Source organism: Nostoc sp. DedQUE09, assembly GCF_034530915.1.
Classification (GTDB): domain Bacteria; phylum Cyanobacteriota; class Cyanobacteriia; order Cyanobacteriales; family Nostocaceae; genus Nostoc.
In genome coordinates, this window is the sequence record NZ_JAVRCE010000059.1 from 1 (window position 1) to 12439 (window position 12439).

14 protein-coding genes are annotated in these 12439 nt (G+C 52.2%); 2 read left to right on the forward strand and 12 right to left on the reverse strand.

Annotated features, from left to right (window positions below; genetic code table 11):
- Window positions 1–356 precede the first annotated feature (356 nt).
- Window positions 357–794, forward strand: coding sequence for a cupin domain-containing protein (locus tag RMY27_RS27520; protein ID WP_322668033.1), 438 nt, complete (start codon window positions 357–359; stop codon window positions 792–794).
- 38 nt (window positions 795–832) lie between these two features.
- Window positions 833–1282, forward strand: coding sequence for an acyl-CoA dehydrogenase family protein (locus tag RMY27_RS27525; protein ID WP_322668034.1), 450 nt, complete (start codon window positions 833–835; stop codon window positions 1280–1282).
- 138 nt (window positions 1283–1420) lie between these two features.
- Here RMY27_RS27525 and RMY27_RS27530 read toward each other — a convergent pair whose 3' ends face one another.
- The 12 genes from RMY27_RS27530 to RMY27_RS27585 all read right to left on the reverse strand — a co-directional run bounded on the left by RMY27_RS27530 (window position 1421) and on the right by RMY27_RS27585 (window position 12366).
- Window positions 1421–2461 (reverse strand): DUF2157 domain-containing protein, encoded by a 1041-nt coding sequence (locus RMY27_RS27530; protein WP_322668035.1) that lies wholly within the window; start codon window positions 2459–2461, stop codon window positions 1421–1423.
- Window positions 2462–2499: 38 nt separating this feature from the next.
- Complete coding sequence (locus RMY27_RS27535; RefSeq protein WP_322668036.1) at window positions 2500–3876, reverse strand: dihydrolipoyl dehydrogenase family protein; 1377 nt, start codon at window positions 3874–3876, stop codon at window positions 2500–2502.
- 128 nt (window positions 3877–4004) lie between these two features.
- Entirely contained in the window at window positions 4005–4259 is a 255-nt protein-coding gene (locus tag RMY27_RS27540; RefSeq protein WP_416212372.1) for a hypothetical protein, read from the reverse strand.
- Between the two features lie 48 nt (window positions 4260–4307).
- A complete protein-coding gene (locus tag RMY27_RS27545) occupies window positions 4308–5675 on the reverse strand; it encodes an epoxide hydrolase (RefSeq protein WP_322668037.1) in 1368 nt (455 codons plus the stop codon).
- Between the two features lie 53 nt (window positions 5676–5728).
- Entirely contained in the window at window positions 5729–6781 is a 1053-nt protein-coding gene (locus RMY27_RS27550) for an alpha/beta hydrolase (protein ID WP_322668038.1), read from the reverse strand.
- 95 nt (window positions 6782–6876) lie between these two features.
- On the reverse strand, window positions 6877–7008 hold the full coding sequence (locus tag RMY27_RS27555) for a hypothetical protein (protein ID WP_322668039.1): 132 nt from the start codon (window positions 7006–7008) through the stop codon (window positions 6877–6879).
- Between the two features lie 2 nt (window positions 7009–7010).
- Window positions 7011–7607: a peroxiredoxin family protein gene (locus tag RMY27_RS27560; protein WP_322668040.1), complete on the reverse strand. Its 597-nt coding sequence runs from the start codon at window positions 7605–7607 to the stop codon at window positions 7011–7013.
- Between the two features lie 59 nt (window positions 7608–7666).
- Window positions 7667–8602, reverse strand: coding sequence for an NmrA family NAD(P)-binding protein (locus RMY27_RS27565; protein WP_322668041.1), 936 nt, complete (start codon window positions 8600–8602; stop codon window positions 7667–7669).
- A gap of 49 nt (window positions 8603–8651) precedes the next feature.
- Window positions 8652–9743, reverse strand: a complete 1092-nt coding sequence (locus tag RMY27_RS27570; protein ID WP_322668042.1) for a thioredoxin family protein — start codon at window positions 9741–9743, stop codon at window positions 8652–8654.
- Between the two features lie 43 nt (window positions 9744–9786).
- A complete protein-coding gene (locus RMY27_RS27575; RefSeq protein WP_322668043.1) occupies window positions 9787–10773 on the reverse strand; it encodes a nitrilase-related carbon-nitrogen hydrolase in 987 nt (328 codons plus the stop codon).
- Between the two features lie 190 nt (window positions 10774–10963).
- Entirely contained in the window at window positions 10964–11548 is a 585-nt protein-coding gene (locus tag RMY27_RS27580) for a DUF6130 family protein (RefSeq protein ID WP_322668044.1), read from the reverse strand.
- Window positions 11549–11685: 137 nt separating this feature from the next.
- Entirely contained in the window at window positions 11686–12366 is a 681-nt protein-coding gene (locus RMY27_RS27585; protein ID WP_322668045.1) for a VOC family protein, read from the reverse strand.
- Between the last annotated feature and the right edge of the window lie 73 nt (window positions 12367–12439).

Genomic DNA, 12439 nt, shown 5'->3' on the forward strand with positions numbered 1-12439 from the left:
TGACTTTATTCTTGAAGCTCTTTTCTATGCAGCTTCAATGTAAATTGATATAAGTAGATTTCCACTAGTAGTCTGCCAACCCAAAAATGCTAAGTGAGGACTGGGGAAAGGGAAAAGGGAAAAGGGTAAGGGATTTAAACCCTTTACCCATTCCCCCTGCCCCTTATCCCCAGAGGGGGCCCCACCTTCCCCTTTACCCCGCCAAGTCACGAAAGCGAACTACTAGCTGATTTCATGAACGAATTGGACATCGAATGGATTAGAGGTATCAGTTCAATTCATCCCACCCCTTGTTACACCAAAGCTAAATTCAGTTGAATGCTGAAAACAACTCACGCATTAATCGGAGCAATCTCATGATCCAATCTTTCTGGCTTTTTGGTTCTCGCCTCAGCATCATTGCCGATCGCACAACAACCGAAGGTAAATACGATCTGATCGAAGGCTACTTCCCACCTGGTACACAAACACCTCTCCATCGCCACACGCGCTACTCTGAACAACTCTATGTCTTAGAAGGGGAGTTCACGGTCTGGGCAGGTGAAAACAAGGTTGTGCTGAAAGCTGGCGAAACCTTCCTGATTCCTCCTGGTACCGCCCATGCGATCGGCGTTTTGAGCGACAAGCCAGCTCGCGGGTTGATGGTTGCTTCTCCTAGTGCCTTTGCACGACTAATTGCAGAGGTGGGAACGCAGAACGAAAACGAAATACCAGATATGGAGTTAGCTCAACGTATTTCTGCTGAAATTGGCGACGAGATTTTGGGATCACCTGATAATCTAACAAGCAAATGAGGCAGCGAGAAAAATAAAGTTTCCAAGGAGAACTAAATATGGTGCAATTACTAGAAACAACAAAACCGCTTAATTTCCTTGCTATCGGTCATCAACTTGCCCAGGAATTTGCCAAAACAGCCGTAGATCGCGATCAGCTTCGCTGCGCCGAAGGCGATCGCAATGGTGGCAGCCGTCCTATCCATGAGATTGAGCAGTTACGTCAAAGCGGTCTACTCAATCTGGTGATTCCTACGATTTATGGGGGATTAGGGGAAACTTCCTGGGTCAAAATCTTTGGGTTGATCCGCGAGTTTGCCAAAGCTGATGGCTCTATCGGTCAACTGTTTGGCAATCATATCTCGATTGTCAGCTCACTCTCAACCAGCAATCCAACACAAGTAGAACAACTCTACAATGATCTTTGCTTGTCTGCACAGCGATCGCTCTTTGCGATGAACTTTATCGGCAATCGCTTCCATGAAACTGCATCAAAGACAATTGCCTGACTCATCCCGGCACTGTTCAATAGCTTTAAAAGCCGTAGTCCTTATTCCACATAGCTTAGAGCTTTTCTTACTGCCATTTCCTTATGTCCTTTGCTGTGTGGCATTGAACGTTGATAGACCAGAAAGAAAGGACTCTTATTACTCTCTGGGTAAGAAGCCCCTCACAGTGTCTGGTAATAGACGTTCTAAAAAAAGCTCAATATTCCTACTATTGCGTTGATATAAAGTTCCTAAATAGATAATAAATATTCCCAAAAATGTTAGCGCAAACGGAAATAAGATTGCATTTTGAAAGATGCTGTAGGCTAAGTGTCCTAAATAACCAAATACACCCAATGAACCAAAAACAATAAAAACTTTTCTTTTTAACAATACCGACAGCAAGATTAACCCTAAATTAATCAAACAATAGAGAAATTTTTGAAATTCATTACTGTCTCCCATTAAAGTTAGACCAAACCAAAAGGCAAGTAACCCAAACAGATATAGCCAAAAAGCAAAATCACCATCGCGTCTACGGGTGCGGATATCAACTAGATAAGCGACCACAATGCAACCGAGACCAAACCACAAGGAAACTAATAATCGTAGCTGCCAATTGTAGGTTTTTTCTCCAAACAATAATGGTGTGATATCCATCGACATGAAATATAGCGAAAAGGCGATGGGAGCAGTTAAAAAGGGAAAACGCACAAACTTGAGGGCAACTAAACCTGCAATGATGGTTCCCAACTCCATCAAAAACCAACTGCCTTTAATCCAGATATAAAAATCTCGATATGTACCGGGGTTGCCTTGAGTCCAAAATCCTGTGGCGCGTTGCAGTCCGTAAATTGCTAAAGGAGTCAAGGAAACTGCAATGGTAAATAGCAAACCTCCGGGGATTTTCATTTCTTGTCGCCACCAGAGGTTGCTTCCTGTAAGTACAAAGCACAAGGCATAAATGCTGGTTAAGAAAAAAATCCCACTGCCACCAAATGATTCCCACGCTAATGTCATGAACCAAGTCATGGCTGAGATGACAATTAACGCCCCCAAGTAAAAAGTGACGTTCACAAAATTAAATTGCGGACGCTGGCTGTGACGCGTTGAAAGTGCATTCCATAACGTATTGGCTTGTTCGGCTGTAATTAAGCCTTGGGAAACCGCCCAATCTAAATCTTCCTGATAAATTTTCATATTTTTGGCTCAGTTTAAGCTTTCGATTCAGATATTTCTTACATATTGGGACAGGTTGGCATATCATCTCCAACAAGTAGCCTTGCGAGACTGGGCAAAGCCTCACCGTAAGTTGGGTGAATGTGAACCGATTGTTCGAGTAACTGCCACGTTGCTTTAGCTTCCATAAGTGACAAAAAGACATGCACGAGTTCAGCCGTTTCGTACCCTACCAGCGTTGCTCCTAAAATCAAATTCGTCTGGGTGTCGATGACCATGCGGTAGAAACCGAGATCATGTCCCCACTCAATGCTGCGAGCGATGTGAGCCATCGGCAGAGTGACTTCGCGCGCAGAGATACCCTGTTTCTGAGCCTGCTCTAGCGTCATCCCGACCCGGCCCACTTGCGGCTCAGTGTAAACGGCATAGCCTAACACCCGATCGTTGCGTGTCCGGTGTTCGCCACACAGAATGGCTTTCAAGCGACGATAGTCTTCCCAAGAAACATGGGTAAAAGCAGGCTGTTTGGCAGCGTCCCCGATCGCATAAATTCCAGAATGAGTAGTCTGAAACTGATCGTCGATTTTAATAAAACCCTGTGCATCTAATTCAACACCTGTCACCGCAGTATTTAATGCTCCAGTATTCGGTTTGCGCCCAGTTGCAATCAACAATGCTTCCCCATCGAGTACTTCACCATTGTTCAGCGTTAGAGTAAACACACCGTTGGTATGAGCAACCTGCTGAACCGTCACATTGAAATGCAGTCCAATTCCATCTTGCTCAAAGGCATCAGCAAGCACAGCACTGACATCGGATTCTTCTTGAGCCAGCAAGCGATCGCCCCGCACAATCAATTCAGTTTGGCTCCCTAAACGTGCCATTCCCTGCCCTAACTCCAGGGCAATATAGCCACCGCCGACCACGAGCAACCGAGGCGGAATCTGCTGCAAATCAAAGAAATTTCGGTTGGTGAGATAAGGCGTTCCAGCTAAACCAGGAAAGTCAGGAATAGTAGAGGATGTTCCTGTGTTGATCACAATGATCGGAGCCTGCACCGTCACACCGCCTCCGCTTACAGTTCGCTCTCCGGTGAAAGCGGCTTCAGCACAGACAATTCTAACCCCTGCACTCTCTAGTCGCCGCTTAGTACCCTGGTTAAACTGGTTGCGAATACTACGCACACGCTCCATCACCGTAGAAAAATCGACTTCAACCTGTGCGTGTATGCCTAGCTTTGCAGCTTGTCGAGCGCGGCCTGCGGCATGGGCTGCGGCTAAAAAGGCTTTAGAAGGTGTGCAGCCATAGTTTATGCAACTGCCGCCTAACGCATCGCGTTCAAATAAAACGACGTTTCGACCTGCCTTAGCAAAGTCAGCCGCGAGTGGAACTCCGCCCTGACCACTTCCAATCACAATTACATCTGCTGTTTCCATTATTACCTCTGTTGATAGCTGGTGATTACAGTTTGTCTACGACTGGCTTTAATTAAATCGGCTGCTTTTTCGCCAATAATAATGGTTGGTGCGTTCGTATTGCATGTCATCAGCGTTGGCATGATGAATCATGAAATTAATCGTACTGCTGCCGCCAAGATTTTGCGATCGTTGAGGTAGGGTTGCGATTGGGAGAAATAGCTCCAATCTACCTTAGAGCCTAGTAAGCTCAGGTGTTCTGACGGAATTTGAATTTCTGGTTTCGTATCTGGATTACCCGCTTCGAGGAGTAATACGGTTGTTTCACTGTCTTCTGTAAGACGGTTGGCGATCACGCAACCAGCAGACCCTGCACCAATTACGATGTAATCATATTGAGTCATCCTATTCTCCCTGTCTGATGTTTGTCGTGTGAATTGCTTAGTGTTGAACTAACGTAGTGACCTGAACGCCGCGCGAATCTCCTCAGAGAAGAGTTGCGGCTGTTCCCACGCCGCGAAGTGGCCGCCCTTATCAGCCTCATGGAAGTAGATCAGGTTGTGATAGGCGCGGCGCGCCCATGTTTCTGGAGCTCGATATATCTCCTCTGGAAATACCGTGATGGCCACCGGGAGCGAGATATCGGTGGTCTTCTGCGCGATCGCGTTCAAGATGTTGGTGTTGTTCTCCCAGTACAGCCGAGCTGACGAGACCGCGCTGTTCGTCAGCCAGTACAGCGTGATGTCGTCCAGCACCTCATCTTTCGTCGGGGACTTTTGCGAATCACCGCCGTTGTACGTCCACTGCGTGAAGCCTGGATGCCCGAGCATCCAAGCTGCGAGTCCGATCGGTGAGTCCGTCAGTCCGTACCCAACTGTCTGCGGTCGCGTACCCATCACCGCGGCGTAGGTCCGTTTGTTCTTTAACGCGTCTAGTGAATCGAACGCCGCGCGCTCCTTCTCGGAGAGTCCCGTCGGCGCGGGCCCGCCGCAGGCGAGTACCGCAGCCACCTCTGGTGGTATCGTTGCTGGCAAGTTGAGGTGGATGCCGAGTAATCCTGTCGGTGCCTGGCGCGCCATCGCGCTAGAGATGGGAGACCCCCAATCGCCGCCCTGGGCGACGTAGCGGGTGTACCTGAGGCGTTTCATCAGTTCCGCCCAGGCTCGCGCGATGCGGTCGGAGTCCCAACCAGTGCCCGTCGGCTTGCCGGAGAAGCCGTAGCCCGGAATCGACGGGATGACCAGGTCGAAGGCATCCTCTGGGCGTCCCCCGTAGGCCGTCGGGTTGATCAGTGGGCCGATGATCTTTAGCTGTTCAAATACCGATCCGGGCCATCCGTGCGTGATGAGCAATGGCAAAGCGTTAGGATTTTTGGAGCGGACGTGGATAAAGTGAATGTCTAGTCCGTCGATGTTCGTTAGGAACTGCGGTAAGGCATTCAGTTTCGCCTCGGCTTTGCGCCAGTCGTACTTCGTTCCCCAGTAACGGACGAGCTGCTTCATTGTCGCCAGTTGCACGCCCTGCGACTGGTCGGCGACAGTCTCCTTGTTAGGCCAACGGGTCGCCACGATACGTCTGCGGAGATCGACGATCGCCTGTTGCGGGACGTGAACGCGGAAGGGACGGATGGCGTTGTCTTCGGTCGCCTTGCCTGCGACCTGGGTTTGTGCGCCGGTCTGAGCGAATTGTTGTGCAAGCAGGCGAGCAGGCGGTACCAGAAACACCGTTGCTACCAAGAACGCGACGAGGAGTTGCGACAGGACGAAGATACCTGCGGTGCGGGCTTTGGTTTTGTAATGTACTTTTTTCAGTTTGGTCATGGTCTTGTCTCTTTGCTGCAAATTGTCCGTTTCACAACTTAGGCTAAACTCCATCAGTAACCGTCAACTTCGACGACGGCCTTGGCAAACTCCCGCGGTGCTTCCTGCGGCAGGTTGTGACCGACACCGCCGTTGATGACCCGGTGTGCGTATTTGCCCGAGAATTTTCTTGCATAGGTAGTGGCATCTGGGTGCGGCGCACCGTTGGCATCACCTTCAAGGGTGATGGTGGGTACGGCGATCGCGGGGGCTGCGGCGAGCCGCTTTTCAATCTCGTCATACTTCGACTCGCCTTTGGCTAAGCCGAGCCGCCAGCGGTAGTTATGGATGACGATACCGACGTGATCCGGATTGTTGAAGGATGCGGCACTACGCTCAAACGTCGCGTCATCGAAGTTCCATTTCGGCGAGGCAAGCTGCCAGATGAGCTTGTTAAAGTCATGCCGGTATTTTTCGTAGCCAGCGCGGCCCCGCTCCGTCGCAAAATAAAATTGATACCACCATTCGAGTTCGGCCTGCGGCGGCAGTGGTGTCTTGTTGGCTTCAAGGCTGCCGATCAAATAACCACTCACGGAGACGAGTGCCTTGCAGCGTTCTGGCCAGAGTGCCGCAATAATGTTGGCGGTGCGTGCCCCCCAATCATAACCAGCGAGGATCGCCTTCTCCATCTTCAGCGCATCCATCAGTGCAATAATATCGACAGCGATCGCCGACTGCTGCCCATTCCGGAACGTCTCGCTTGAAAGAAAGCGCGTCATACCATAGCCGCGCAGATATGGAACGATCACCCGGTACCCCGCCGATGCTAACAAAGGAGCGACATCGACATAGCTGTGAATGTCGTAGGGCCATCCGTGCAGGAGAATTACCGGACGACCATTCGCGCGACCAGCTTCAGCGTATCCGACATTCAGCACACCGGCATCGATCTGCTTTAGTGAGCCGAACGACGTGTTTGTCCCCTGCTTCATCATGGACACAACTGCTGGTTTTGTTTTGCTTGATTGTGCTTTGGCAGAACCGAATATGCCTAGCTGTGTAGTAGCAATGGTCATGGCCGCAGTGGCTAAGAAGCGGCGACGCTGATAGTTGATTTTTTCGGACATTTATCTTCTTCCAATCGGATTCAACTCAACTTGCTTGTCTTCCGATGACAAAACTCTATGCAGGATATTCCACCAGAGAGTCCAGCCCACAGTAACTACAAATTGCCCGTCTGCCTAGCTTTCACATAGGTGCCGAACGACTCAGGCAGCACCGGAAGCTTGATGCCAAGTGCTTGCAACTGCTGACCGGAGCTTTCGCGGCTTGCCATCTGTTCTTTCAAATCCATTTCTAATCCTGTTCACCGAGCGTTTGGGCGTAAGTTTTGCCGTACGGGTAGAAGAGTTCCTTGCGGCCTTCCTGCCACGTCGCTTTCAGTTCAGGTGTTGTGATGTCCCAGTCCGGTCGGCATTTCTTGAGAACGGCGCGTAGGTCTTGGCGGAGTTCTTCGAGAGTGGGTCGCCCGAAGAACCAATAACCCATGTAGATTTTATAAATGACCAGACCCGGCTCCAGGACTATCGTGTAGGGGATCATGGGATTGTGGAGAGGGTCAGTGTATTCGGCGATGTCGAGGTCTTTTTGGATTCTACGTCCCGCATCAGAGAGGAAAGGCCAGTGGCCCCCGACACCACTGCGATATTCATTCGTCTCGGTGATATTGTCGGTGCTAATCGTGACCAGCCGGCAATAGCCGACCTCAAGCTCACGATGGAGTTGGACAAGTCCTTCAGCCTGTCGGCGATCCTTGGGGCAGTACCCTCCGCGGCTGAGGACGAGAATCATCGGATGTTGTCCTTGCAGATCGGAGAGCTTCCGGCGCTTTGTGGTGTGATCGGGCAGCTCGTAGTCGGGGAAGACCGTCCCTGGAACAATGTCAGATCGCATTTGAAAACTCCTTTTTTGTTGAAATTGACAACCTCAGCATGAAGAACCGACGAAACCCCTCAAGCCGTGGCTTTACTGGGCGTGAATTCGGCGGCGTGCAATTTCACGAAGTCGTACAAGCTCGTCGGCGTTTTGCCGGTGAGCTTGAACAGGTCATCCGTCATGCGGTCATACCTCCCCTGCGCGTGAAGTTCAGCCATCACTGCGAGGTGGTTGACGAGGTGCGTCGGCACCCCAAACTTACGAAGCGTATCAACCCACTCGGAGAGCGGCACGTTACGATAGCGGATAGTTCGGCCGAGTGCCTCGGAAAAGACGCGCGCGTAGTGGTGCAGATCGGCCGACTCAAATCCGGTTAGATTGTAAACATGACCAATGTGCGAGGCAGGATCGTCGAGGATCACAGAAACGGCGCGCGCTACATCCACAGCCGAGATAGGCGAGGTCTTGCTGTTACCTAGCGGCAGCGCCAGTTCATCGCTGTCCCGGGCACCAGCAGCGGCGAGACGTAGAAAGAAGCCTTCAAGGAAGACCGTCGGCCGCACCGTGACGACAGGCAGCCCCGACCACGCCAATGCCTGTTCCGCAAGCCAGTGCAGCTTGTGCTGCGGACTTGGGGTGGTTTCGGTGATGCTCATCTGCGTCACCGTCATCTGCGATATGTTCACGAAAGCCTCGACCCCGTGGTGGCGCGCCACCGCAGCAGTGTTGACCGTGGCTTCGAGATAAGCCGGCGAGACCGACATTCCGAAGTAGATGCGTGCGCAACCTTTGATCGCCCGGTGCATCGAGCTCAGGTCGGTCAGATCGCCCTGCACAACCTCGGCTCCAAGCTGGCGTAGGCTCTCAGCGCGTTCATCCTCCCGCCGAACTAAGGCGCGCACCTTATGCCCTTTGGCGAGTAGCATTGCGGTGAGGTGGCGGCCGATCGCACCGAGATCACCTGCCGCTCCAGTCACGAGAATTGGGCTGTCATGTGTGGATTTCATCGTCATATTATTTACCTTCTTGTCGCTCGTTGCGAAGACGTATCTGTTTGCGTTATCAACCGAACGTGAATGCAAAAGCCTCCACCCCGGAATCCAGAAACTCAATCTCGAACTGTCGATCGCTGATGGGCTTCGGCTGTCGGATCAGTTGGTACAACCTCTGTTCGGTAGCTGTTCCTTCGCCTCGCACATCGACATCAAGTCCGTGAGCTGCAACTACCGGCTGCCCGTCTACAAGCACGCGAAACCGCACGGACATTCCTCGCTCGACCGGCCCCATCACGAGATGAAGGTCGCGTGCGTGGAAGCGGTACGCAATCCGCCCACCGGACTTGTTCAGTACAATGGCTTGTCTTCCTATAGTCCAATCGCCCGAAAGCGCCCATTGATTAGGTTTCAATTGCGCGGGGGCGGTATATAAATGAGGCTTGTTTAACACCGCGCCGCCGGGAGACGCAAAATTCTCCGTTCTTTCGTAGCCGAGGTAGTTTTCAGGCGATTTCAGGCTGTTCCAATCGGCAGCAGCCTCAAAACCGCGAGCATCGACTTCGACCATTTCTTGACCGACACGGCCAGTTCCAGACTCAGACAGTAGCTGTTGAATTACCTTTTCCGATTGCTCGTACTCGCCCTCGCCGAATTGGTGATGACGAATGCGTCCTTGCGTGTCTATAAAATAAAGGGCCGGCCAATAACGGTTTCCGAAAGCACGCCATACCGCATAATTGTTATCTACGGCGATCGGGTAGTCAATTCTCATTTCTGTTGAGGCTCGGCGGACATTATCAATATTCTTCTCGAATTCAAACTCCGGCGTATGTATACCAATTACTACTAGTCCCTGATCCTTATACTTCTCGGCCCACGCGCGAACATAAGGGAGTTGGCGCAGCCAATTGATGCAGGTATACGTCCAGAAGTTGATCAGCACGACTTTTCCACGCAGTCCGTCAACCGTTAATGGCTTTGAATTAAGCCATGTGGTTGCGCCAACAAAAGACGGAAGTTCGCCTTCAATCGGTAACTCAGCCGTTGCTAACGTAGCGTGCTGTGTGGTGCAACCGATTATGCCAAGCTGAGTGGCAGCAATAGTTTTAAGCATAGTTGTTAAAAAGTAGCGGCGATTATGATTAATTTTTTTAGACATGCACTGACCTCCCTGTCGTTGCGTTCGGATAGAGCCAGTGGAATTAGAGAACCTCGACAGTTCTCTCCTCGACGACCGCGCGCGAGCCATTAGCATTGGGGTAGGCGGTGCGTTCATGGACGTGCGATGCGGGCGTGCGATCAATCAACAAACTGAGCAGTTCGGGGCGGCTGTAGTGACCGCGCGCGTCCATAAGTCTTTTGCGGGCATCGATCTGGGTAAAGTCGAGATCAGCGATTATTTCGCCTTCACCAGCTTGGAGCGGCCCGCCAATGATCCGTCCGTCGGGACTCACGATCGCAGTGAAGCAGCCACCCGAAATCGGCCCGATCGCGCAACCCGTATCCTTCATGATCTGAGCCTGCTGATCGGCATCTAGCCACGCGGTTGCACAGACGACAAAGCAGGCGGATTCAAGGGCGTGTTGGCGGACATTAATTTCCGCTTGCTCCGCGAACAGCTGGCCGGCGAACGATCCCGGATACATCGCCGAGTGGATTTGCTCACCATCGGCAATCAGGGCATAACGTGCCAAAGGATTGTTATGTTCCCAGCAGGCAAGTTGTCCGATGCGCCCAACGGCACTATCGATGGCGCGCAGACCTGAGCCGTCACCCTGACCCCAGAGTATCCGCTCGTTATAAGTCGGCGTAAGCTTGCGGCGGCACTGGATCAGCGTACCGTCTGCGTCGAACAAAAGCTGTGTATTATAGATCGAGCCGCCGTCGCGCTCATTGACGCCGATTGAAACGACCATGTTTGCTTCCTTTGCGGCTTCGGCGATCGCCTGGGTCTCGGCAGAAGGCACCGTGACCGACTCTTCAAGCAACCGCAGATGTTCCTTTGCCAACGCGAACGGGGCTAGCACATAGGAGAAGTAAGGGTAATAGGGAATGATGGTTTCGGGGAAAGTGGCGAACTGGACGCCTTGTTGACCCAGCTCACGAATCTTCTTCACGACCTTTTCCACGGTACCTTGCCGACTGTACAGCACGGGGCTGATCTGCACGGCAGCAGCTTTAACGATCATACTCACTGTGTCTTCCTCTCTCATGCTGAGACTAGTTTTATCAGTACCAATACCTCTGGCGGGCGATCACGATCTACGCTGGCAGCAACGGTCTCTCCCACCAGTGCTTGGAGTTCAATTGCCTGTAGCGTCGCAGATCGAGCAGTCTTAGATGCTCTTCTGCTCCGGCGGGCCGGGCATAGAGGTTCCATTAGTGCGCGTGCGCGCGCTTGTAGTTAAGTACAGTGAACGTCAGCGTCACCACCTGTCCGGGGAAGACTTTGTGATTAGGGTCAACCAACTCGATCTTCACCTTGTGTTGACCGGGCGGCAGCCCGGCTATGTCGATTGTGTTGGTGTCACTCGCATCCGCCCACCACCAGGGCAGGTCATCGACGGTTATGTGCAGATGCCCGACCCGTGGAGATGTCTGGATGGCACCGGCCCCAAACACGGGTACGATGCGCAAGTTCTCTACTCGGTACTGGGTCCAGAAGATCCCCTGGGCCAACCCCTCAGGGATCGGGGGATCTACGATCAGCTTAGGTGCGGGTTCGTTCTTGATCGGGAGATACGGTGAAGCACCGCGAATGTCCCTCGCACTCCGGGTAAAGGGGCGGCTTGCGTTTGGGTCAGTGGACTGTACGGTTCCGGGTTGAGTTGTGGCAGTTTCCTTTGGTTGTGTTTGGCTCGATTGGGCGATCGCAGAACCGAATCGACCTAGCTGTGTAGCAGCAATGCTCATGGCTGCAATGCCCAAAAAGCGGCGGCGTAGTGGGTTGATTTTTTCAGACATTGATCTTGCTCCAATTGTGTTTAACTGAGGTTACGGATTGTCTGTCCACATGACTCAGTTGTGATGGTGGGGCGAGTTATGGGTTTGAGTTCCGTCGCTCGCCCCATCGCTCAATGCAGCGAGGAAAAGGCGATCAATTATTTGGAAAGAACTTGCAAGACCTCATCCATGTAACGGTCAGCGGCGGCGGCCGCCTCTTCTGGACTGCTGCCATTCTGACGCGCACTCAGGTAGGGCGCATACCAGTCCCACCAGTCATGCTCAGCGTGAGTCTTCTCGTAATGGTCGTGGCGTTCTGCCGTCTCGTGGAGAAGGGTTGCAAGCTTTGCAATGTCTGCTTGTGGAGAGTCCCACAGGCGACCGGGAAGCCGCGTTGTGATTTCCTGGAGCAGCCAGAGGTTCCCGTCTGGATCTTCAAACGAGGCAAATGAGAAGTAGGAACGACCTTCCGGGTCACGCCCGCTGACGCGTGGGTTCTCCACAGCGTTGTTGAAGGGGCCGCCAGCGTAGTGAAAGATTTCGCTGACGTTGACACCACGAGCGATCAAGTCTTCGCGGGCAGCGTCGAGGTCGTCAACGGCAAGGACTAGGTTTTGCACCGAGCCAGAATTGGCTGGAGTGACTCCCTTGCCGAAGATGATCGAGGCGTCCGAGTTGGGTGGTGTCACATGGACGTTGCGGTAGCCGCCCTCCGCGATGTCAATATCGAGTCGCCAGCCGAGATTCTCGTAGAATGCCTTCGTGCGATCAACGTCGGAAACGGTGAAAACCACAACTTCGAGCTTCATGTTTGGACTGTTTACGTGATTGCTACTCATTTTGTTCTCCTTTGAATTGTGAGCTTGCTGCTCACCTCGATTAACTTCATTCTTCTGCGATCGCCCCATTTAC

Coding starts and splice junctions, on each gene's coding strand:
- RMY27_RS27520 (WP_322668033.1), top strand. CDS start 357: ATGATCCAATCTTTCTGGCTTTTTGGTTCTCGCCTCAGCATCATTGCC.
- RMY27_RS27525 (WP_322668034.1), top strand. CDS start 833: ATGGTGCAATTACTAGAAACAACAAAACCGCTTAATTTCCTTGCTATC.
- RMY27_RS27530 (WP_322668035.1), bottom strand. CDS start 2,461: ATGAAAATTTATCAGGAAGATTTAGATTGGGCGGTTTCCCAAGGCTTA.
- RMY27_RS27535 (WP_322668036.1), bottom strand. CDS start 3,876: ATGGAAACAGCAGATGTAATTGTGATTGGAAGTGGTCAGGGCGGAGTT.
- RMY27_RS27540 (WP_416212372.1), bottom strand. CDS start 4,259: ATGACTCAATATGATTACATCGTAATTGGTGCAGGGTCTGCTGGTTGC.
- RMY27_RS27545 (WP_322668037.1), bottom strand. CDS start 5,675: ATGACCAAACTGAAAAAAGTACATTACAAAACCAAAGCCCGCACCGCA.
- RMY27_RS27550 (WP_322668038.1), bottom strand. CDS start 6,781: ATGTCCGAAAAAATCAACTATCAGCGTCGCCGCTTCTTAGCCACTGCG.
- RMY27_RS27555 (WP_322668039.1), bottom strand. CDS start 7,008: ATGGATTTGAAAGAACAGATGGCAAGCCGCGAAAGCTCCGGTCAGCAG.
- RMY27_RS27560 (WP_322668040.1), bottom strand. CDS start 7,607: ATGCGATCTGACATTGTTCCAGGGACGGTCTTCCCCGACTACGAGCTG.
- RMY27_RS27565 (WP_322668041.1), bottom strand. CDS start 8,602: ATGACGATGAAATCCACACATGACAGCCCAATTCTCGTGACTGGAGCG.
- RMY27_RS27570 (WP_322668042.1), bottom strand. CDS start 9,743: ATGTCTAAAAAAATTAATCATAATCGCCGCTACTTTTTAACAACTATG.
- RMY27_RS27575 (WP_322668043.1), bottom strand. CDS start 10,773: ATGATCGTTAAAGCTGCTGCCGTGCAGATCAGCCCCGTGCTGTACAGT.
- RMY27_RS27580 (WP_322668044.1), bottom strand. CDS start 11,548: ATGTCTGAAAAAATCAACCCACTACGCCGCCGCTTTTTGGGCATTGCA.
- RMY27_RS27585 (WP_322668045.1), bottom strand. CDS start 12,366: ATGAGTAGCAATCACGTAAACAGTCCAAACATGAAGCTCGAAGTTGTG.